Here is a 20,781-nt window from a genome sequence, read left to right on the forward strand (position 1 = left end):
TTAGTTGACGACGGCGGCGCGGCGCAGATCGCGGGCACGGGTGAGGATGATATCCTCAAGCTTCTGCACCGTCGCGGCCTGGACCGGCGCGGCAACCCATGCGCCGCTGCTGTTCACTTCGCGTAGCGCCGCGACGCGCAGGGCATCGGCGCGCAGATCCTGATCGAGGATCGTCACGGTGACCTTCATCCGCTCGGTCGGCGTGTTGGGGTTCACATACCAGTCGGTGACGATCACGCCGCCGTTCGAATCGGTCTGGAGCAGCGGCATGAAACTCAGCGTGTCGAGCGTCGCGCGCCACAGGTAGGAATTCACGCCGATCGTGGTGACCTGGCTGGCGGCGAGATCGGCCTTGGGGCGGTCCTTGCCGCCGCACGCGGCAATCGAAAGGGCAAGCGATCCAAGGATCGCGGCGCGCAGCAGGCGGTTCATCGACACATTCCTAAGGCAGATGGTTCTTGCACAGCATCTATAGTGCGGCTTGTGGCGGTAGCAAGGCGCGAGGGCGGGGCGCGGAATCTGTGTGAGTAGAGCAACACATCGCGTATTATTTTTTACCGTCGGTGGAACCAAGCTTCCGAATCGTGGTACGGACGCCTAGGTAGAGGGCATGAAAATGCGTTTGAAGCGCTGGATGACGGGATTGGGAGCGGGGGCGCTGTGCGCCACGGCTGCCTTTGTCGCGCCCGGGCTGCAGGCGCAGGGACGCGGCGATGCCGCCCGTCCGCCGGTGACGATGCGCGCCGGAATCGGCACTTTCACGCCTGCTGCGGCGGATCCCAAGCTTGCCGCGATGCTCGCGCGCTCGGGCCTGCCGGACAGCGGCTTCCGCTTCACACCATCCGATTCGCGCCGTGGCACCGGCCGTGCGCTGACCGTCGCCGTTCGCGCCCGCACGACTCGCAGCCAGAGCGGAATCGCCGCGGCGACCACGCCGTCGCTCAGCCTTGCCCCCGTCGCCTATAATCTGGGCGTTTCGGTCGGCTGGAAGCGCTTCGCGGTTTCGGGCGATCTGGCAAAGGTCGATTCGGTCGCCAAGCCGGGCATCGAGCGTGCCGATATCGGCCTGAGCTATACCGGCAAGCGCGCCAGCGGGCGGATCCAGGCAACCGGCGAGCGTAACCTCACCACCGCACCGGTGCTCGAGGGTGAGAAGCCCGCTTATGGCTATGACCTTGGCGGCTCCTATTCGGTGACCCGCAACCTCGCAGTGACTGCGGGCGTTCGCTACAAGAGCGAAGACCAGCGCCTGCCGCGCCTGACCGACAATCGCCGGGACAGCCAGGCGGTCTATGTGGGCACTGCCTTCCGCTTCTAAAGCGCGGCCCCGATTGCGGGCTGGCTAATTCCCTTTTTTCGTCCAGGCATCGATCGCTGCCCAGCCGTGCATGCCCAATTGGCAGAGGCTGCGGGCCTTTCGCGCATTCATGCCGCCGAGCGCCACCAGCGGCACACCCAGCCCGCGCGTCATCAGCCCCAACCGGCTCCTGCCGAGTGGACGCGCGCCCGGATGCGAGCGCGTGGCGAATATAGGGGAGACGAAGATCAGCCGCGCGCCCGCGCGGATCGCGGCGATCGCTTCGCGCCGGGAATGGGCGGACGCGGTGAGCGTCCGTGTGCGCTGGTTATGCTCGCCGCCGGGGCCTGCGCGGATGAGGAGAAGCCTGCGTCTCCGGGCGATGCGGCTGACGCGCGCGAAGACCTGCTGCCGCGTCTCCGGCGCGAGACCATAATGGCGGAACACCACGCCCGATCCCGCCGGCAGCCGCTCCAGCGCATCCCATAGCGCATCGCCCATCCGCTCGTCGGTCATCAGCCATAGCGTGGGGAGCGGGGGGTGGCGGGGCGGCATCCCGCTGCCTATAGCGCGCGCCATGCCCTTAGACGACGCCCAAGCACGCCTTCGCCTGGTTCAGGACCGTATCGCCCATGCCGCGGGGCTGGCGAACCGCAAACCCAGCGAAGTGACGCTGATCGCCATTTCCAAGACGCACGAGGCCGAGGCGATCCGCCCGCTCCTGGCCGCCGGGCAGCGCGTATTCGGTGAGAACCGCGTCCAGGAAGCGCAGGGCAAATGGCCCGAATTGCTGGCAAAGACACCCGGTATCGCGCTGCACCTTGTCGGCCAGCTCCAATCGAACAAGGCGGGGGATGCCGTGGCGCTGTTCGACGCGATCCATTCGGTCGATCGCCCCTCGCTGGTGACGGCGCTCGGCCATGCGATGGACAAAGCGGGCAAGCGCCCGGCCTGCTTCCTCCAGGTCAATATCGGGGATGAGGATCAGAAGGGCGGATGCGCGGTCGCGGCGCTGCCCGAATTGCTGGCGCAGGCGCGGATCGCCACGCTGCCGGTGGCAGGGCTGATGTGCGTGCCGCCGGCCGATGTGGATGCGGCACCTTACTTTGCGCTGCTGGCGAAGATCGCGCGCGACAATGGCCTGGACGGGCTGAGCATGGGCATGTCCGGGGATTATGAAACGGCGGTGATGATCGGGGCCACGCATGTGCGCGTCGGCACCGCTTTGTTCGGCGCGCGCTAGATGAAGTTTGCCGCGATCCTCTTCGACTTTGACGGCGTGCTGATCGAAAGCGAATATTCGGGCAACAAGCATATCGCCGATTTCCTCACCGCCGCCGGGCATCCGACGAGCCCGGAGGAATCGATGGCCAATTTCATGGGCTATTCGGGCGCGGAGTTTCACCGCCGGCTGGAAGACTGGATCGGCGGGCCGATGCCCGCGCATTGGGAGGACGAACGGCGCGCGGAGAATGATCGCGTGCTGGCCGAGGGGATCGATGAAGTGGCGGGTGCGGTCGCGTTTCTGCGCGGTCTGCCTGCCGGTCTCCCCAAGGCGGTGGTCTCGTCCAGCTCCACCCGGTGGCTGCACGCCCATCTCGCGCATCTTGGCGTGGCCGATATCTTTGGCGAGCATGTCTATTCGGGTGCCGAGCATGTCACGCACGGCAAGCCCGCGCCCGATCTGTATCTCTATGCCGCACGCCAGCTCGGCGTGGCGATCGAACATTGCCTGATCCTCGAGGATTCACCTGTCGGCGTCACCGGAGCCCTGGCTTCGGGCGCTACGGTCGTCGGCCTGTGCGCGGGCAGCCATTGCAGCGCCGATCATGCCGATCGCCTCCGCGCGCTTGGGATTGAGAATATTGCCCATGATTTCAATGAGATAGCGCGCATGCTCGGCTAGGGGGAATGCGCGCTTGGTGTCACCTTAGTGTAACCTTCCAGCCTAAAGCTGATGCCCCGTCCGGTCGCGCTTGGTGGCCAGATAGCGGGCGTTGTGCGGGTTGGGCGGCAGCTGGTGCGCCACGCGCTCGATCACCTGCACGCCCGCAGCCTCCAGCGCGGCGACCTTTTCGGGATTGTTGGTCAGCAAGCGGATCTGGCGCTGGCCGAGCAGGCTCAGCATCCGCGCCGCCACCGCGAAGTTGCGGGCGTCCACCGCAAAGCCGAGGCGGGTATTCGCGTCGACCGTGTCGAAGCCCTGATCCTGCAGCGCATAGGCGCGCAGCTTGTTGATCAGGCCGATGCCGCGGCCTTCCTGGCGGAGATAGAGCAGGATACCCCAGCCGGCCGCTTCGATCTCGCGGATCGCCGCGTCCAATTGCGGACCGCAATCGCATTTGAGGCTGCCGAGCACGTCGCCCGTCAGGCACTCGCTGTGCAGGCGCACCAGCGGCGGCTTTCCGTTCGGCGATCCGATCAGCAGCGCGACATGCTCGCCGGGCATCTCGTCGGTGCGAAAGGCGACGATCTCGGTATTTTCGGCACCGGCAACCGGGAGCTGCGCCCGCGCGACGATGCGCAGGCGGTTCGCATCCTCGTGCGCGTCGATGTCCGAAGGGGTGATCGTATCCTCGCCCGCCGCGCGCCGGGCGAAGAAGGCGGGCAGCAGCCCGGCGATGCGGGCGAGCCGGAGCGCTGCGGCCGCCTCTTCCGGCGCTTCGACAGCGACGGCGCGGAACGGGCCCTTGAGCGGGGTCGCCAGGTCGAGCTGGGGATCGGCGAGCGCGGTCGCCATGTCGAAGTCCAGCCAGGGCACGCGCCCGATCAGCACCGGCGCATCGGGCACGGCCGCTTCGAGCTGGTTGGCGAGCTTGAGCGTCGCGGCGCGGCCTGCGGAAATCAGCAGGGCGGCATCGCCGCCTGGATCGAACGCGCGCAGCCGCTCGGCATCGGCGGTCTCGACGGCGAGCAACGCCATCTCGCCGATCGCGACCGGCCAGCCGCGCCGCAGCGCGTCGATCGCGCGGGCGACTTTTACGGCAGGGGCGCGCGGATCGCTCAAAAGGCGAACTCGGTGACGAGCGGCACATGGTCCGATGGCTTGAGCCAGCTGCGGCACGGCTCGCACACCTTGTGGCTCACCGCCTGGGCAGCAACTTCGCGGCTCGCCCACATATGATCGAGCCTGCGCCCGCGATCATTGGCGGTCCAGTCCTTCGAGCGGTAGCTCCACCAGGTGAAGCAGCGCTCGGGCGCGGGGATGAAATGCCGCCCCAGATCGACCCAGTCATGCGCCGCCTGCAGCCGCCCCAGCGCTTCGACCTCGATGGGCGTGTGGCTGACCACGTCGAGCAATTGCTTGTGGCTCCACACGTCGCACTCGAGCGGCGCGATGTTGAAGTCGCCGGTCAGGATGGTGGGCACGCTCAGCCCGCTGGCCCATTCGGTCATCCGCTCCACGAAATCGAGTTTCTGCCCGAATTTTGGGTTCACTTCGCGGTCCGGCACGTCGCCGCCAGCGGGTACATAGACATTCTCGAGCCGCACCCCGTTGGGCAGCCGGACGCCGACGTGGCGCGCCTCGCGATTGGCCTGCCAGTCGAACCGGTCATCCTCGACCACGGGAACCCGGCTGATAATCGCGACGCCGTGATGCATTTTCTGGCCATGCTTGATGACATGGTCATAACCGAGCGCGCGGAGCGGCTTTTCGGGGAAGTCGCCGTCGATCACCTTGGTTTCCTGAAGGCACAGAATGTCCGGCGATTCCTCGCGGAGGAACTTTTCGACGATCTCGATGCGGAAACGGACCGAATTGATATTCCAGGAAGCGATCTTCATCGCGTGCGATGTAGAGTTTGTTTCGCCCGGGTGCCAGCGCGGCGCCAAAAAAGGAAAGGCCCCCGCTCCGGGGGCAATGGAGCGAGGGCCGACCTAGCGTTCGTCACGCAGGCAGGAAGTGGCTTCCGTCCGGGCAACAGGGGGAAAATCCCGGCTCGAGCCCCACATCCGCAGGCAAATAACTAGCCCTGCAAACCTGTCGGCAGGATGAACGGCGTTAAGAATCACTCGCAGTTCGTCGCAGATCAGCGTGAAACGGGGCCCTTGCGCCGCGGGTCGTTCCAGCGGAACTCGCCATCCGCCACCGCCGCGTTGAAGCGCTGGTTCGAAAGGCGGATCGTGGTGCGGTTGTTCTGCGAATCGAGCGCCACCCACCCCTGAAGCATCAGTCCCGAAGGTGCCGAGGCGTTCTTCTGGAAGATCATCGTGATCCGGCCATATTCGGGATGCTTCGGATCATGCACCTCGATCGAGACGACGCGCGGGTCCCCGGTCGGCAGCAGCTTCGCGAACTTGGTGATGTCGCGCTTGGGATTGAGCAAAACCGCGAGTGGCGAATTGCCGATCGGCCAGCGATCGACCTGGCGCACCTGATAATCGATGAAATAGAGGCTCTTGCCGTCCGCGACGATCAGCTGGGGCACGCCCTTTTGATACTGGAAGCGGATCTTGCCCGGACGCTTGAGCGTCATCGTGCCCGTCAGCGTGCGGCCGTTACGATCGGTCTGCGCAAAATTCGCGACCATGCTCGACACGCCCTCCAGATGCTTCTGCACCTGCGCCATTTCGGGCTGGGCGGCGGAGACCAAAGCCGGTGCGGCGATTGCGAGGCTGAAGGCGAGGGGTCGTGCAAACACGCATATTCTCCGAAAAACCTGGCGCCGGCGATTAGAAGCGGCGGCTTGAATGTCCCCTGAACCCGCAAAAGCGCGGTTTCGATCCTATATCGCCCGGCCTTCGGTATCCATCAGCACTTCGCGGCGGCCGACATGGTCGGGGCGGGAGACCAGGCCTTCGCGCTCCATGCGCTCGATCAGCCGCGCCGCCGAATTATAGCCGACGCGAAGCTGGCGCTGGAGCCAGGAGGTCGACGCCTTCTGGCTTTCCGCCACCAATTGCACCGCGCGGCGATAGAGCTGCTCTTCGGGCGAATCGTCACCCTCGGGCGCGCCATCGAGGCTGAAACCGCCATCCTCCGGCTCTTCGGTGACGGCAGTGATGTAATCCGGCTCGCCTTGCGCGCGCCAGAAATCTGCGACCGCCATCACTTCATCGTCGCTGACAAAGGGGCCATGGACGCGCGCCAATTGCTTGCCGCCGGGCATGTAGAGCATGTCGCCCTTGCCCAGCAGTTGCTCGGCGCCCTGCTCGCCCAGGATCGTGCGCGAATCGATCTTCGAGGTGACGTGGAAGCTGATGCGCGTCGGCAGGTTCGCCTTGATCACGCCGGTGATGACGTCGACCGAGGGGCGCTGCGTCGCCATGATGAGGTGGATACCCGCCGCGCGCGCCTTTTGCGCGAGGCGCTGGATCAGGAATTCAACTTCCTTGCCCGCGGTCATCATCAGATCGGCAAGCTCGTCGACGATCACGACGATCTGGGGCAGTGGCTGGAGGTCGAGTGTCTCTTCCTCATAGATCGGCTTGCCGGTATCGGCGTCCCAGCCGGTCTGGACCTTGCGGCCGAGCTTCTGGCCCTTGGCCCTGGCCTGGCGGACCTTGTCGTTGAAGCTGGCGAGGCTCCGAACGTTGGCCGATGCCATCATCCGGTAGCGATCCTCCATCTGCTCGACCGCCCATTTGAGCGCGCGCACGGCCTTTTGTGGCTCGGTCACCACGTCCGCCAGCAGATGCGGGATGCCCTTGTACATGCTCAGTTCGAGCATCTTGGGATCGATCATGATCATCCGGCACTGCTCGGGTGTCATCCGGTAGAGAAGCGACAGGATCATGCAATTGAGCCCGACCGACTTGCCCGAGCCGGTGGTGCCGGCGACGAGCAGGTGCGGCATCGGTGCCAGATCGGCGATGACCGGATCGCCCGCGATATTCTTGCCGAGCACCAGGGGCAGGTTCGCGCCCTGATCCTCGAAGCTCTGGCTGCCGATCAGCTCGTGGAGATTGACCGATTCGCGGATCGCATTGGGAAGCTCGATGCCGATCACGCTGCGGCCGGGGATCGTGGCGACACGCGCGCTGATCGCGCTCATGTTGCGCGCGATGTCGTCCGCGAGCTGGATCACGCGGCTGGCCTTGATCCCGCTGGCGGGCTCCAGCTCGTACATGGTGACGACCGGTCCCGGGCGGACCTCGACGATCTGACCCTTAACGTTGAAATCGTCGAGCACGCTTTCGAGCAGCCGCGCGTTGCGCTCCAGCGCCGCCTTGTCGATCGAATTGCTGCCGGCCGCGCCCGCCTTGAGCAGATCGAGCCCGGGAAGCTTCCAGCTATCCTTGAAATCCATGCTGGTCTGCGTCGGCGGCTTGGCCCGCGCGGGCGCGGGGGTGACGCCGCGATCGGCGATCACCGGGCCGGGGCGCGTATCGGGCACCACCACCTTGCGGGGTTCGGCGATCGTCTGGGGCCGTTCGCGCTCGGGATCGGGCGGGGCCAAAGCGATCTTCTTCTCGCCGCCGATCCGCAACTGGGGAAGGCTGAAGCCGCGTTCGGGCAGGCTGAAATCGAGCCGTTGCCACCAGATCCACAGCCCGAGCAGCCCGAAAATGACGCCAAGGCCGCGCCCCGCCCACCATGTGAGCACCGGCTCTCCGGCGAAGCCGATCAGGAAATTGAGCAATCCCGCAATGCTGAGTCCCACGATCCCGCCCCAGCCGGCCGGCAGCGCCAGAACCGAATCGCTGGAGAAAAAGGCAGCGGCGCTGGCCGCGAGCACCGTGCCGAGCAGCGCGCCGCGCAGCATCCGCGCCCAATCGCCAACCGACCGCCCGCGCCAAAGCCGGTGGGTGACGATCAGCCCGACGGGGGTGAGCAGGATCACCGGCAGGCCCAGCAAAGCGAGCAGCGCATCGGCGATCCACGCGCCGAAATTGCCGAGCAGATTGAGTGCCGGGCCTGCGGACGCGGTGTTCAGTGATGGATCCTGCGCGTGATAGGTGATGAGCGACAGCAACGCGCACATCACGGCGAGGAACAGCAGGGTTCCGCCGATCAGCTCCACGCTCCTGCGCGCGCCAGCCTTCATCGTGTCGCGCAACAGCGACTTTTGTGCCCGGGACGCCATCCGCCCAGCCTCCAGTTTTCAGGGGTGCGGCGGAATCATCGCGCCTGCGGACTCCGCCGTCAAGGTTGATCCCGCTTCGTTCCTTCGGTCCGCTCATTGGGATTGCGGGTGCTTTCGTTCGCTCCCTGCACGCGCTACGGCATTGCCATGGCCCAGATACAGTCGAGTGCGGACGTCCTTATCCTTGGCGGCGGGCTGGTGGGCAGCGCGCTTGCCGTTGCGCTCGACGCGCATGGGCTCACTTCGATCGTGATCGATACCGCCGACGCGGCGACGATTACAGCCGCAAGCTTTGACGGGCGCGCTTCGGCGATCGCTTCGGCGCCGATGCGGATGTTCGAGGCGATCGGCGTGGCGGACCGGCTGGCGGGGAAGGGTTGCCCGATCCAGGGCATCCGCGTGAGCGACGGGCTGGCTCCCGGCAAGCTCGATTTCGCGCCCGACGCCGATGATGGCCCGCTGGGGCATATGTTCGAGAATCGCCAGCTCCGCATCGCGCTGCTGGAGGCGGCGATGGCGGCGCCGGGCGTGGATCTGCGGATGCGGACCCGCGCGGTTTCGGTGGAGCGCGGCGCGATGGGCGTGACCGCGACGCTCGATTCGGGCGCGACTGTCCGCGCGCCGCTGCTGGTCGCCGCCGAAGGTCGCAATTCGCCGACGCGCGAGGCGGCAGGGCTCAAGACCGCGCGCTGGAGCTACGACCATGCCGCGATGGTCGCGACGCTGGGGCATGAGCGCAGCCATGAGAATATCGCGTTCGAGATCTTCTATCCCGAGGGACCGTTCGCGATCCTGCCCTTGCTTGATGACGAACAGGGCCGTCGCTCGGCAGTGGTGTGGACGGTCAAGGCCAGCGACGCGGCGGGGATGATGAAGATTTCCGACCGCGCCTATCTGGCCGAGGCGGAAAAGCGGATGGGCGGCTTCCTGGGCAGGTTGGGGCCGCTGACGCAGCGTTTCAGCCATCCTTTGGGCTTTCACCACGCGGCATGGATCACCAGCGACCGGCTGGTGCTCGCGGGTGACGCGGCGCACGGCATCCATCCGATCGCGGGGCAGGGCGTGAATGTCGGCTTTCGCGACGTGGCGACTCTGGTGGAAGTGCTGGTCGATGGCAAAAGGCTGGGGATGGATCTGGGCGATCCGCAATTGCTGGCGCGCTATCAGCGCTGGCGCGGACTCGACACATTCATGGTCGCGGCCGCGACTGACGGGCTGACGCGCCTGTTCGGCATTCCGGGCAAGGCACCGGCGGCGATCCGGCGATTCGGGCTGTCGGCGGTGGACAAGATGCCGCCGCTCAAGCGCTGGTTCATGGGCGAGGCGCGCGGCGAATCGGGCGATGTGCCGAAGCTGCTGCAGGGCGAGCGCGTCTAAGCCGAGCCGTTCTGCGCCCGCCGCTATTGCAGCGTGCCGCCGTCGTCGCCGTGACGGCCGTAGAATTGCATGAGCTGGACAATCAGCTCGGAGCGTTCGGCGAGGGTTTCGGCCTCCAGCAGCGCCTGTTTCGAGGCGGGATCGAAGGGGGCGATCTGGGCGATGCCGTTGACCAGCGATTCGTCGTCGAGGCGGGTCACCGCTTCCCAATCCACGGCATAGCCCTGCGCATCGGCGAACCGGCGCGACTCCATTTCCAGGCTGGCGCGCGCGATCGCGGAGAGGATTTCGCTTTCGCGCACCGGCTCCAGCTCTGCCTCGACCTGGCGGAAGGGGGTGATTACGTCGAGCTCGCGCAGGATCGTGAAACGCGCCAGCCCCTCCAGCACGATATCGAACCGGCCGTCGTCGAGCGCCTCCACCTCGGCGATCCGACCGACACAGCCTATTTCGAACAATTCGGGGGGATCATTGCGGTCACGCGGCTGGACCATGCCGATGCGGCGGTCGCGCACCAGCGAATCGGAGATCATCGCGCGGTATCGCGGCTCGAAGATGTGCAGCGGCAGATGCATCCGCGGAAACAGCAACGCGCCGCTCAACGGGAAGATCGAGAGCCGCGTGACCGTCACCCGAACAGGATCGCCGAAAGCTTGCGCCGCTGCGCCGAGACCCAGGGATCCTCAAGCCCGACCGCTTCGAACAATTTGAGCAGGCGCGCGCGGGCGGCGCCGTCGTTCCATTCCTTGTCCTCGCGAATCATCGCCAGCAGCGTTTCGGCGGCGGCGTCGCGGTCGCCAGACGCCATCTGGGCCCCGGCGAGCTCGTAGCGCGCTTCCATGTCGCCCGTCGCGGCCTGGGCGGCGAGGCCCGATAGATCCTCCACCGGCGCGGCTTCCTGCGCGAGACTCACCGCGGCGCGGGCGCGCTCCACCTCGGGGGATTTGGCGGCATCATCGGGCAGATCGGCGAGCGCAAGATCGGCCTCGCCGGTGCGGCCCAGCGCGAGCAGGGCGCGGGCGCGGCCCGCGGTGACCGCGGGGTGGCCGGGCGCCATCTCGGCGATCTGATCGAATACCGAAAGCGCGCGCTCGGCATCGCCTTCGGCCAGCACCTGCTCACCCATCGCGATCAGCGGCTCGAGTTCGGCCTCCTGCGCGGCCTCCTCGCTCTGCACGGGTAGTTGGCGGAGAATCTGGTCGAGCATGGTGCGCAGCTGCGCCTCGGTGCGTGCGCTGGACAGATCGGCGACGAGCTGGCCCTGGAACATCGCATAGACGGTGGGGATCGAGCGCACCTGAAACTGCGCGGCGATGAACTTGTTGGCGTCGACATCGATCTTGGCGAGCTTCACGCCCTTGGCCGCATAATCTTCGGCGACCTTTTCGAGCACCGGGGCCAGCTGCTTGCAGGGGCCGCACCATTCGGCCCAGAAATCGAGGATGATCAGCGCGCTCATCGAGGGTTCGACAACGTCGCGGCGGAAGGCGTCCACGGCCTCCTTGTCTTGCGGGGTCATTCCAAGCGTGGCCATCACGTGCTCCAACGGGATCGAGGTTTGCGCCTATGTGGGGGCTCGGCGCGCACCCCTCAAGCATTTTCGGGCGCGTCGCCAAGGGGCTTGCACTGCCCCGAACACGCTGCTAGTGGCCGCGCCTCACCCAGCCGGTTCGCCCGGCCAGACGCCAGAGCGGGCGTAGCTCAGGGGTAGAGCACGACCTTGCCAAGGTCGGGGTCGAGGGTTCGAATCCCTTCGCCCGCTCCAGCTTCTCGCTGCAGATTTGCAGCGCCGATTTGCAAAAATAGCGAGAAGCATCAGCGCAGCGCGGCCCTTGCCTGTGCTCGCTTGGCGTTCAGCGTTTGCGCCCGCCCATCACGAATCTGGCAATCAACCGGTCTTCCCGAGCGCCGGACGACCGCGTCGGGCCATCGGCTTGCCGGTGCTCACTCCACGAAGGTGAGCGCGGCGGCCGCAATTGCTCCGATCGCAAGCATCGCCTCGAGCCGCGGAAACGTCTCGCGGCCCACGTTGCGCAGCCGCGCAGCAGCCAGATAGGAATCGCGGGCGATGGCCGATTCGCTGCCCCATTTGAGCCGCAGCAGCGACGCAGCCGAGCGCCGCCGCACGATCAGCAGGTCGAGAATTTCCGGACCCCGGACCGCACCCATCTCGCGCTTATAGCCGGAGTCTCCCGCGCCGAAATCGACCTGCTCCACACCCAGATCTCGCGCAATCTGAAGCTGATGCGCCGTAACCAGCTTTCCTGGCCGGAAGCTTGAGAAGCGCGCGTCATAGCTGCAGGCGATGCTATATTGCAGCGGCGCGGCCATCAGATCGAACGAGAATGCAACGGGATGATCGCCGACATAGAGGATTGTTGCCGTCAATGCCTCCGCCAGCGCGGGATCGGCCAGCACCCGCAGCCATTCGGCGCGGCGATCTTCGGAGAGAAACTTCGCGCCGGTGCCGTCGGTGGCTCGCCCGACCCAGCTGGCCATTTCGATTTTGCAGAGCGTTTCGAGCACCCCGGCATTCCAGTCGGCACCGCGAATCATTTCGAATCGCACGTCGCCCTGCTGCTCGAGTTGGCGCATATATTTGTTCAGGCGCCGCTTTGTCGTGCTGCGCGGCCAGCCATCGGCGAGATCAAACAGGAAGGTACGGCCCAGCCGACGCACCAGCACCGTCCAGCCCGCCATCGCCGCCGCGCGCTTGATTCGCGTGGTGGCCGGATCATCCGAATAGATGGGGCCGATGCGCCAGACCTGGCCCAGCATTTCCATCGTCAGCGGATTGCCTAGCATCTCCGCAAGTTCGGAATCCTCGGCCGAGGGGTCGATCGGGATGGAGCGGAACGGCCAATAGCTACCCGGAATATTCCGGCCCCCGATCAGGGTGTTGCCGAAGCCGATCGTAGGAATTGCGGCAATCGTGGTGCCATCGGCACGGGTTCCGATCAGCGTCGTCCCCCGATCCGCAGCGGCGGCGCGGTACCAGGCCGCGCGCAGAAACTGATAGGGGGGCGGCAGGCTCTCGACGAGCTGGTCCATTTCGTCGGGCACGCCGGGGTGGCACGCTACCGCGATCGCATCTGGTTCGAGTTGGACCTCGCTTACGTACATTCCTGCTCCCTGCGCGGAGATTAGGCGCAAGTTCCTGACAATGTGTAAGCGCGCAAAGAAATTCCCGGACGTCCCGTTTTGCCGTGCCCGCAGGATAGGGATAGGCTGGCTCGCATGACCCAGGCACCCATACGAATCGGCATTGGCGGCTGGACGTTCGAGCCGTGGCGCGGGGGCGCATTCTATCCCGCGGGACTGAGCCAGAAGAAGGAACTGGAATATGCGAGCCGCGCGCTGACGGCGATCGAGGTGAACGGCACCTATTATTCGAGCTTCAAGCCACAGACTTTCGAGAATTGGGCCGCCGCTGCGCCCGAAGGCTTTGTCTTCACGGTGAAGGGATCGCGATTTTGCACCAATCGCAAGGTGCTTGCCGAAGCCGGCGAATCGGTTTCGCGCTTCGTGGGGCAGGGGATCACTGCGCTAGGCGAGAAGCTGGGCCCGATCTTCTGGCAGTTCATGGCGACCAAGAAATTCGAGCAGGATGATTTCCAGGCGTTCCTGGATCTGCTGCCGGCCAAGCAGGACGGCATCGCGCTGCGCCACGCGATCCAGGTACGCCATGAGAGCTTTGCGGTGCCCGAATTCGTCGCGATGTGCCGAAAGGCGGGCGTCGCGATCGTCTATGCAGATTCGCCGACCTATCCCGCGATCGCCGATCTCACGGGTGACTTTGTCTATGCGCGGCTGGAGGCTGGCGAGGACGACAACCCGCGTTGCTATCCGGAAAGCGAGTTTCCACGCTGGATCGAGGCGGCGAAGGTCTGGGCGCGGGGTGGACGGCCCGAGGGCCTGCCTTACGTGCTGGACGAAGAGCCGCCCGCGAAACCGCGTGAGACGTTCATCTTCTTCATCCACGGCGGCAAGGTTCGCGCCCCTGCGGCGGCGCAGGCGCTGATCGCGGCGCTGGCCTGATCGCGATGCGGATATTGCTGCTGGGGGCGGGCGGCTTTATCGGGCGCCAAATCCTTGCCGAGCTGGCGGCGCACCGCCATGCCGTGACGGCGGTCATGCGCAGTCCTGCGACGCTCGGCGAGGCTAAAGTCGTGCCGCGCGACCTGGCAAAGATGACCGATCCTTCCGACTGGCAAGGCCTGGTCGAGGGTCAGGATATGATCGTCAACGCGGCCGGCATCCTGCGCGGGCCGACCATGGATGCGATCCATCACGAAATGCCGCGTGCGCTCCATGCGGCGGCGAGGCAGGCGGGGGTGCGCCGCATCGTCCTGCTCTCCGCGATCAGCGCGCGGGCGGATGTCGCCACCGATTATGCGCGCTCCAAGCTGGCGGGCGAGCAGGCGCTGCGCGAAAGCGGGGTCGCCTGGACGATTCTGCGCCCCTCTCTGGTTTATGGCGAAGGAAGCTATGGCGGCACTTCGTTGCTGCGCGGCCTGGCGGGGCTGCCCTGGTTCGTGCCCCTGCCGGGAAAGGGCGACTTTGCATTCACGCCGCTCCATGTCGCAGATCTGGCGCGTGCGGTGCGCGAGGTTTGCGAACGGGGCAGCTTCGCGGGGCAGGTGATCGAACCCGTTGGGCCTGAGACGCTCAGCCTGCGCGATCTGCTTGGACGCTATCGGGCCTGGCTGGGGCTTGGCCGTGCGCGTTTCCTGAGTGTGCCGATGCCTGTCATGCGTTTGCTGGGACGTTTCGGCGATCTTACCGGTAGCGGCCCGATCGCAAGCAACAGCCTGACGCAAATGGTGGCGGGCAACAGCGGGGACAGCAGCGCCTTTGCTGATGCAATGGGCTGGACTCCGCGCAGCCTGGATTCGGCGCTGCATCTGCGGCCGGCGGGCGTGCAGGACCGCTGGCATGCGCGGCTCTTCTTTCTCGTTCCAGCGATCAAGGCGGTGCTGGTGCTGCTCTGGGTTTCCTCTGCGCTGCTGGGGCTGTTCGGTGGCACGGCGGCAACGGCGGAACTGGTTCGCGCGCTCGGTATCACGTCTGGTGCTGGCGAAGCGCTGCGTATCGGCGGAGGCCTTCTCGATCTCGGCATCGCTGCCTTGCTGCTGACGGATCGCGTCCGGCTGGCGACGCCGGCGCAGTGCGGTGCGATAATCGGGTACACATTGGTCCTGAGCGCAGCGCAGCCCGGGTTGTGGCTCGATCCCCTGGGGCCCCTGCTCAAGAACCTGCCGATCCTGGCGCTGGTGCTGGTATATGGCGTGATCGGGGAGCGGCGCTGATGGATCTCTATCTGCTGGTCAAATGGGTGCATATTCTCAGCAGCACCATATTGTTCGGCTTCGGTGCTGGCACGGCCTGGTATCTGTGGAACGCGCACCTCACCCGTGACCCGGCGATCGTCGCGCCTGTAGGGCGCATGGTGGTGCGCGCTGACTGGATCTTCACGGGTTCGAGCGGGGTGGTGCAGCCATTGAGCGGTCTGTGGCTGGCGCATCACGCTGGCTGGCCGCTGAGCACGCCCTGGCTGTTGGTCTCGATCGGGCTGTATCTGCTTGCCTTCGCCTGCTGGGTGCCCGTGGTCCGCCTCCAGATCGTCGCGCAGCGGCTGGCCGCCCAGGCACAGATCAGCGGTCAGCCGCTTGGGCCGGACTATCACCGGGCGATGCGCTGGTGGTTCGCGCTCGGCTGGCCGGCCTTTCTGGGGCTTCTCGGCGTCTTCTGGCTGATGGTCGCCAAGCCGGAGCTTTGGTGAGCGTTTAGCGCCGCGGGCTCGGTTTGTCCGAAACCATGCGCTCGCCATCGATCACGATCGGGCTGGCGAGCCCGGGCACGCCGTCGCGCAGTATCTGCATGCCGCGCGCGATCACCTGCGGATCGGCGAACACTTCGGCGATGTTGTTGATCGGGCCGGCGGGGACGCCTGCGGCCTCCAGCGCCTCGTAGAGATCGGCCTTTCGCCATTCGAGGATCGCGCGGGTCAGCGCCGGGATCAGCGTATCGCGATTCGCCACGCGGCCTGGGTTGGTAGCGAAGCGCGGATCATCGGCCAGATCGAGCTTGAGGATCGAGCACAATTTGCGGAACTGCGAATCATTGCCGACCGCGACGATCAGCTCGCCATCGGCACAGGCGAAGGCCTGGTACGGCACGAGATTGGCGTGTCCATTGCCCATCCGGCTGGGGATCTTGGCAGGGTCCGCCATCCAGTTGAGCGCCTGATTGGCGAGCACACCCACCTGCGTGTCGAGCAGCGCCATGTCGATATGTGCGCCCTTGCCCGTGACGTCACGACGCCGCAGCGCCGATAGGATCGCCACCGCCGAATAGACACCGGTGAAGATGTCGGCATAGGCGACGCCGGCCTTTTGCGGTGGGCCATCCGGCTCGCCGGTGAGCGACATCGCGCCGCCCATGCCCTGGATGATGAAGTCGTATCCGGCGCGCGCCGCATAGGGGCCGCCCTGCCCGAAGCCGGTGATCGAGCAGACCACCAGCCGCGGATGCGCGGCGATCAGGCTGGCGGCGTCGAGGCCATATTTGGCGAGCCCCCCCACCTTGTAATTCTCGATCACCACATCGGCCCCGGCGATCAGCGCGCGGACCTCCGCCTGTCCATCGGGCGTGGCGATGTCGATCGCGCGGCTCCTCTTCCCCCGATTACAAGCGTGGAAATAGGCCGCGTCGAGATTGGTGCCGTCGGGCGCGTGGAGGAAGGGCGGGCCCCAGTGGCGCGTGTCGTCGCCCGCGCCGGGGCGCTCGATCTTGATGACCTCCGCGCCCAGATCGGCGAGCAATTGTCCGCACCACGGTCCGGCCAGGATCCGGGCGAGCTCGACGACCTTGATTCCGGCCAGGGGCTTCATGCCTGCGGGCCCTCGCCTCGCGCGATCACGTAATAGACATGGTCGGGCAGCAAGCTGCCGTCGCCACGTTCGATCCGGCCCTCGACAAGCACCCCGCCGATTTTCTCCATCGCCTTGCGCGAGCGGAGATTGTCCCGCCCCACGACGAACACCGCGCCCCGCACGGAGCGATGGATGTGATCGAGCATCAGCCGCTTGATCTCGCGATTATATGTTCCGCCCCAATAGTTGCGGGCGATGAAGGTCCAGCCGATCTCCACCTCATCGCGCGCGGCATCGGGAAAGGCATAGCGGCTGGCACCGATCACCTTGCCGCTCGCTTTGTCGCGGATGGTGAGGCCGCCGCCGCTTGCAAGCGCATCCTCGAAATAGCGGCGAAACACATCTTCCTGCCAGCGATCGTGCGCGGGATGCACTTCCCAGATCAGCGGATCGGACGCGACCGCGAACAGTTCGTCCCAATCCTCGGCCACGGTCGGCCGGATCGTGACAAGATCGCCCTCGAGCCTCGGCTGGTGATCCATCAGAACGCAGCGATCCCGGTGATCGCCCGGCCGAGGATCAGGCCGTGCACGTCATGGGTTCCCTCATAGGTGTTCACCGTCTCGAGGTTGATCGCGTGGCGCATCACATGGAATTCGGCGGAGATGCCGTTGCCGCCATGCATGTCGCGCGCGATGCGGGCGATTTCCAGCGCCTTGCCGCAATTGTTGCGCTTGATGATGCTGATCGCCTCGGGCGCGAGCGTGCCATCGTCGAACATCCGGCCGCATCGCAGCGCGGCCTGTAGCCCAAGCGCGATCTCGGTCTCCATGTTGGCGAGCTTCAGCTGGACGAGCTGCGTGGCCGCCAGCGGACGGCCGAACTGGGCGCGATCAAGCGTATATTGGCGAGCGGCGTGCATACAGGCTTCCGCCGCGCCCATGCTGCCCCATGCGATGCCATAACGCGCGCGATTCAGGCAGCCAAACGGGCCTTTCAGTCCCTGCACGTCTGGGAGCAGCGCATCCTCGCTCACCTCGACGCCGTCCATCACGATCTCTCCGGTGATCGACGCGCGCAGGCTCAATTTGCCTTCGATCTTGGGGGTCGAAAGCCCGGCCATGCCGCGTTCGAGCACGAAGCCCTTGATCCCGCCGCCGTGATGATCGGACTTTGCCCAGACGACCATGACATCGGCGATCGGTGAATTTGTGATCCACATCTTGGATCCGGTCAGGCGGTATCCGTTCGCGGTCTTCTCGGCGCGGGTGCGCATCCCACCGGGATCCGATCCAGCATCGGGCTCGGTGAGGCCGAAACAGCCGACCCATTCGCCGCTGGCCAGCTTGGGCAGATATTTCCGCTTCTGCTCCTCGGTCCCGTAGGCGTTGATCGGGTGCATGACGAGCGAGCTCTGTACCGACATGGCGCTGCGATAGCCCGAATCGACCCGCTCCACTTCGCGCGCCACGAGGCCATAGGCGACATAGCCAAGCCCTGCTCCGCCATAGGTTTCGGGAATCGTCGCGCCGAGCAGCCCGAGCGCGCCCATCTCGCGCATGATTTCGCGGTCGAAATCCTCATCGAGAAACGCACGCGTGACGCGCGGCAGCAATTCCCCCTGCGCGTAATCGCGCGCGGCATCGCGTACCATCCGCTCTTCGTCGGTCAGTTGCGCATCGAGTCCGAACGGATCCTGCCAGTCGAACCGGCCCATCTCAGCCATGAAAGTCTTTCCTCAATTATCCGGCTCGCGCCGCGTATCTCAATCTACGGGCGTCTGCCCGGCCGCGACGGGCACTGCCACCGCCGCACGCTCGATTTCGGAAAGCGCGCGTCGCGCCGCGACATACCGCCTTGCCGCGGCGGTCCAGCTTTCGGCGCTGGCCGCGCCCGGCATGTGCGCCACTTCGGCGAGCGCGGTTTCGACATCACCCGCATCGATCGCGCGGCGCGCACGGCGCAGTCGGTCGCTGGGGCGTGGGCTCGGCGAATCGGAGGCTCTGATCACCACCATATCGCCCAGCATCCGCCGCGCGCTGGTCCACAGGCTGTCATCGGGACCGGTTCCGAGCCGGGGGGCGATCGTCTCCAGCGCAAGGCGTAGATCCTCGAGTGTCACGGGCTGGGCCGCGACCTGGACGATCGCGGCGACCGACTCGCTGTTCGCCTCGCCGAAACGGGCGCGCAACGCATGCTCCAGCACACCCAGCGGCTGGCCGCGCTCCACCGCGCGCCGCACCGCGAAGGCGATCATCAGTCGCTCGGCCTGCGTCGCGTAGCTGGCGGCGTGGCGCGCGCTGCCGTCCAGCTCGCGAATACGCATATCGAGTATGTCCAGCTTGCCGGCGAGCATCGCCTCGCGCGCATTGAGCGTCGCCAGATCGGTGCCGGGCGGTAGCGCCGCGACGGGCTGCGCCGGGGGCTGCACCACCGGCTGGGCCACCGGCACCACCGGAACGGCAGGCGCCCGGTGAAAGCCGCCGCCAAGCTGCACGGCGCCCAGCGCCACGGCCAGACCGCCCAGAAAGGCGAGGCCGCCGATCAGGCTGGAATTGCGAAACAGCGGGGTGCGCTGGGGCTCGTCGCTCATGCCCGCCTTATTCGCGCCCAAGCCTGCCGGGTCAATCGGCGAGCGCCAAAGCGGCGGCGATCATCTGCTCGCTCGAAGGCTCTCGCGCCACGACGATGCGTTCCCAGCCTTCGCCTGCCGCCCGGGCGACGGCCTCGCTGATCGCGACCAGGGTGATGTTGTCCCGGCGGCGCACGATCTCGCCCAGTCGCGCCGCGGCGCGCGCCGACTGGACCATAGCAACCGATCCGTCGAGTTCGGCCGCCGCTTCGGGTGAGACCGGCAGCGGCTCGCTCGCGTAAACGGGGATGACCTGCGCGACGATCCCGCTTGAATGCGCGGTGCGCTCGCGCCCGGCGAGGTGCAGCGCGCGCCGCACCCCGGCTGCCTCGACGCGCGCCAGCAAATTCTCCGCGCCCGAATCGCCATTGGTCACCACCCGGAAGCCGAAGCGCCGCGCCGCTTCTCCAGTCACCTTGCCGACCGCATGCACCGGCAAGCCGATCAGCCGGCCAAGCCCCGCGCCGCCATGGCGCACGGCATTTGCGCTGGTGAGAATCAGCGCGTCGAACCGGCCCGGATCGGGCACGTCCCATGCCAGCGCTTCCGTCTTGAACAATGGCAGGCGGATTATGCGCCTGCCCGCAGCTTCGATCGCCGAAGCCGTCACCCGATTGCCCGGTTCGGGTCGCAGTACCGCGATTCGCCTGCTCATCCCTCGAACAATCTTCGCACGGCGTCCGGTGCGCGCTCCAGCAGCTCGCGAGCCAGTGCAGCGGGTATCGCCGAATCGAGCGGCGCGCCTTCGATCGCGCCATGGACATGCTCCGCGCCATCTTCGGAAAACAGCTCCGCGGTGAGCGTAAGGATCGCGCCTTCGATCACTGCCAGTGCCGCCACCGGCGAATGGCAATCGGCCTTGAGTGCGGCGAGCAAGGCGCGTTCGGCGAGGACGCAGGCATGCGTTTCGGGGTGATCGATCGCAGCGAGCAGATTCCGGACGCGAGCATCATCGGCGCGGCATTCCACACCCACCGCGCCCTGCGCGGGCGCGGGCAGCATCACATTGAGTGGAATACCATGGCCGATATCGTGGCGGTCGAGCCGCTCCAGCCCCGCTGCCGCGAGCAAGGTGGCATCCACCTCACCGGACGCCAGCTTGGCGAGGCGCGTATCGATATTGCCGCGAAAGAAAATCGTCTGGATATCGGGCCTGATCCGCCGCACCTGCGCCGCCCGCCGGGGCGAACTGGTTCCGACAAGTGCCCCCTCGCGCAACGCCGCGATCGATTCGGCACCGATGATCCGGTCCTGCACATTGGCGCGTTTCAGCATCGCGGCGATCGTTATCGCATCGGGCCGGAAGGTCTCGACATCCTTCATCGAATGCACCGCGCAGTCGATCTCGTGGGCGAGCAGCGCGCGATCGAGCTCCTTGGTCCAGAGCGCCTTGCCGCCAATCTCGGAAAGCGGACGGTCCTGCACCTTGTCGCCGGTCGTGCGCACCGTCACGATCTCGCAATCGAGCCCGTGCGCAGCGGCGAGCGCATCGCGCACCATATGTGCCTGAGTGAGAGCGAGCGGGGAGCCACGGGTGCCGAGACGAAAACTAGCCATGCTTGCGCTAATGCG

General features: G+C 66.3%; 22 protein-coding genes and 1 tRNA gene. 8 read left to right on the forward strand and 15 right to left on the reverse strand.

The genetic code is table 11. The features are described from left to right. The gene (locus SSO01S_RS08730; RefSeq protein ID WP_066798189.1) at nt 1–432 is read right to left on the reverse strand and encodes a DUF3576 domain-containing protein; all 432 of its coding nucleotides are present in this window, start codon (nt 430–432) and stop codon (nt 1–3) included. Between the two features lie 178 nt (nt 433–610). Between SSO01S_RS08730 and SSO01S_RS08735 the strand changes: the two genes are divergently transcribed. Further along, on the forward strand, nt 611–1,318 hold the full coding sequence (locus SSO01S_RS08735; protein WP_174520772.1) for a hypothetical protein: 708 nt from the start codon (nt 611–613) through the stop codon (nt 1,316–1,318). Between the two features lie 24 nt (nt 1,319–1,342). Here SSO01S_RS08735 and SSO01S_RS08740 read toward each other — a convergent pair whose 3' ends face one another. Beyond that, nucleotides 1,343–1,852, reverse strand: coding sequence for a thiamine phosphate synthase (locus SSO01S_RS08740; protein ID WP_066798190.1), 510 nt, complete (start codon nt 1,850–1,852; stop codon nt 1,343–1,345). A gap of 22 nt (nt 1,853–1,874) precedes the next feature. Here SSO01S_RS08740 and SSO01S_RS08745 point away from each other — a divergent pair, with 22 nt between their 5' ends. Continuing rightward, nucleotides 1,875–2,540, forward strand: coding sequence for a YggS family pyridoxal phosphate-dependent enzyme (locus SSO01S_RS08745; protein WP_066798192.1), 666 nt, complete (start codon nt 1,875–1,877; stop codon nt 2,538–2,540). Continuing rightward, nucleotides 2,541–3,203: an HAD family hydrolase gene (locus tag SSO01S_RS08750; protein ID WP_066798194.1), complete on the forward strand. Its 663-nt coding sequence runs from the start codon at nt 2,541–2,543 to the stop codon at nt 3,201–3,203. Between the two features lie 42 nt (nt 3,204–3,245). Here SSO01S_RS08750 and ribA read toward each other — a convergent pair whose 3' ends face one another. From ribA to SSO01S_RS08770, 4 genes are all read right to left on the reverse strand, one after another. Further along, nucleotides 3,246–4,304 carry a GTP cyclohydrolase II gene (gene ribA, locus SSO01S_RS08755; RefSeq protein WP_066798196.1) on the reverse strand — a complete coding sequence of 353 codons (1,059 nt, stop codon included), beginning with the start codon at nt 4,302–4,304 and terminating at the stop codon, nt 3,246–3,248. Beyond that, complete coding sequence (locus SSO01S_RS08760) at nt 4,301–5,083, reverse strand: exodeoxyribonuclease III (RefSeq protein WP_066798198.1); 783 nt, start codon at nt 5,081–5,083, stop codon at nt 4,301–4,303. The genes ribA and SSO01S_RS08760 overlap by 4 nt, the downstream gene beginning before the upstream one ends. 245 nt (nt 5,084–5,328) lie before the next feature. After that, the gene (locus SSO01S_RS08765) at nt 5,329–5,940 is read right to left on the reverse strand and encodes a LolA family protein (RefSeq protein ID WP_439646557.1); all 612 of its coding nucleotides are present in this window, start codon (nt 5,938–5,940) and stop codon (nt 5,329–5,331) included. Nucleotides 5,941–6,024: 84 nt separating this feature from the next. Beyond that, entirely contained in the window at nt 6,025–8,325 is a 2,301-nt protein-coding gene (locus SSO01S_RS08770) for an FtsK/SpoIIIE family DNA translocase (protein ID WP_066798202.1), read from the reverse strand. Nucleotides 8,326–8,472: 147 nt separating this feature from the next. On the opposite strand from SSO01S_RS08770, the gene SSO01S_RS08775 reads away from it, so the two are divergent. Further along, nucleotides 8,473–9,702: a UbiH/UbiF/VisC/COQ6 family ubiquinone biosynthesis hydroxylase gene (locus SSO01S_RS08775; protein WP_066798203.1), complete on the forward strand. Its 1,230-nt coding sequence runs from the start codon at nt 8,473–8,475 to the stop codon at nt 9,700–9,702. 23 nt (nt 9,703–9,725) lie between these two features. Here the strand turns inward: SSO01S_RS08775 and SSO01S_RS08780 are convergent, their stop codons facing one another. After that, nucleotides 9,726–10,334, reverse strand: coding sequence for an LON peptidase substrate-binding domain-containing protein (locus SSO01S_RS08780; RefSeq protein ID WP_083942924.1), 609 nt, complete (start codon nt 10,332–10,334; stop codon nt 9,726–9,728). Beyond that, complete coding sequence (locus SSO01S_RS08785) at nt 10,331–11,236, reverse strand: tetratricopeptide repeat protein (RefSeq protein ID WP_439646558.1); 906 nt, start codon at nt 11,234–11,236, stop codon at nt 10,331–10,333. Before SSO01S_RS08785 ends, SSO01S_RS08780 begins: the two co-directional genes overlap by 4 nt. A 156-nt stretch (nt 11,237–11,392) precedes the next feature. Here SSO01S_RS08785 and SSO01S_RS08790 point away from each other — a divergent pair. Then, nucleotides 11,393–11,467 (forward strand) — tRNA-Gly (locus SSO01S_RS08790). A 179-nt stretch (nt 11,468–11,646) separates the two neighbouring features. Here SSO01S_RS08790 and SSO01S_RS08795 read toward each other — a convergent pair. After that, nucleotides 11,647–12,825: a GNAT family N-acetyltransferase gene (locus SSO01S_RS08795; protein WP_066798205.1), complete on the reverse strand. Its 1,179-nt coding sequence runs from the start codon at nt 12,823–12,825 to the stop codon at nt 11,647–11,649. A 114-nt stretch (nt 12,826–12,939) separates the two neighbouring features. Here SSO01S_RS08795 and SSO01S_RS08800 point away from each other — a divergent pair, with 114 nt between their 5' ends. The 3 genes from SSO01S_RS08800 to SSO01S_RS08810 are packed head-to-tail and all read left to right on the forward strand — an operon-like array spanning nt 12,940 to nt 15,484. After that, entirely contained in the window at nt 12,940–13,740 is an 801-nt protein-coding gene (locus tag SSO01S_RS08800; protein WP_066798206.1) for a DUF72 domain-containing protein, read from the forward strand. Between the two features lie 5 nt (nt 13,741–13,745). Next, nucleotides 13,746–15,011: an SDR family oxidoreductase gene (locus SSO01S_RS08805; protein ID WP_083942925.1), complete on the forward strand. Its 1,266-nt coding sequence runs from the start codon at nt 13,746–13,748 to the stop codon at nt 15,009–15,011. Next, nucleotides 15,011–15,484, forward strand: a complete 474-nt coding sequence (locus tag SSO01S_RS08810; RefSeq protein WP_066798210.1) for a DUF2269 family protein — start codon at nt 15,011–15,013, stop codon at nt 15,482–15,484. The genes SSO01S_RS08805 and SSO01S_RS08810 overlap by 1 nt, the downstream gene beginning before the upstream one ends. 4 nt (nt 15,485–15,488) lie before the next feature. Here the strand turns inward: SSO01S_RS08810 and SSO01S_RS08815 are convergent, their stop codons facing one another. The 6 genes from SSO01S_RS08815 to hemC are packed head-to-tail and all read right to left on the reverse strand — an operon-like array spanning nt 15,489 to nt 20,766. Next, a complete protein-coding gene (locus tag SSO01S_RS08815) occupies nt 15,489–16,595 on the reverse strand; it encodes a CaiB/BaiF CoA transferase family protein (RefSeq protein ID WP_066798212.1) in 1,107 nt (368 codons plus the stop codon). Further along, entirely contained in the window at nt 16,592–17,119 is a 528-nt protein-coding gene (locus SSO01S_RS08820) for a GNAT family N-acetyltransferase (RefSeq protein ID WP_066798214.1), read from the reverse strand. Before SSO01S_RS08820 ends, SSO01S_RS08815 begins: the two co-directional genes overlap by 4 nt. Beyond that, complete coding sequence (locus tag SSO01S_RS08825) at nt 17,119–18,303, reverse strand: acyl-CoA dehydrogenase (RefSeq protein WP_066798215.1); 1,185 nt, start codon at nt 18,301–18,303, stop codon at nt 17,119–17,121. The genes SSO01S_RS08820 and SSO01S_RS08825 overlap by 1 nt, the downstream gene beginning before the upstream one ends. 39 nt (nt 18,304–18,342) lie before the next feature. Beyond that, nucleotides 18,343–19,170 carry a hypothetical protein gene (locus SSO01S_RS08830; RefSeq protein WP_157073695.1) on the reverse strand — a complete coding sequence of 276 codons (828 nt, stop codon included), beginning with the start codon at nt 19,168–19,170 and terminating at the stop codon, nt 18,343–18,345. A 31-nt stretch (nt 19,171–19,201) separates the two neighbouring features. Continuing rightward, nucleotides 19,202–19,864 (reverse strand): uroporphyrinogen-III synthase, encoded by a 663-nt coding sequence (locus SSO01S_RS08835; protein ID WP_066798219.1) that lies wholly within the window; start codon nt 19,862–19,864, stop codon nt 19,202–19,204. After that, complete coding sequence (gene hemC, locus SSO01S_RS08840; RefSeq protein WP_066798221.1) at nt 19,861–20,766, reverse strand: hydroxymethylbilane synthase; 906 nt, start codon at nt 20,764–20,766, stop codon at nt 19,861–19,863. Before hemC ends, SSO01S_RS08835 begins: the two co-directional genes overlap by 4 nt. Between the last annotated feature and the right edge of the window lie 15 nt (nt 20,767–20,781).

Origin of the sequence: Sphingomonas soli NBRC 100801 (assembly GCF_001591025.1) — a bacterium.
Classification (GTDB): Bacteria; Pseudomonadota; Alphaproteobacteria; order Sphingomonadales; family Sphingomonadaceae; genus Sphingomonas; species Sphingomonas soli.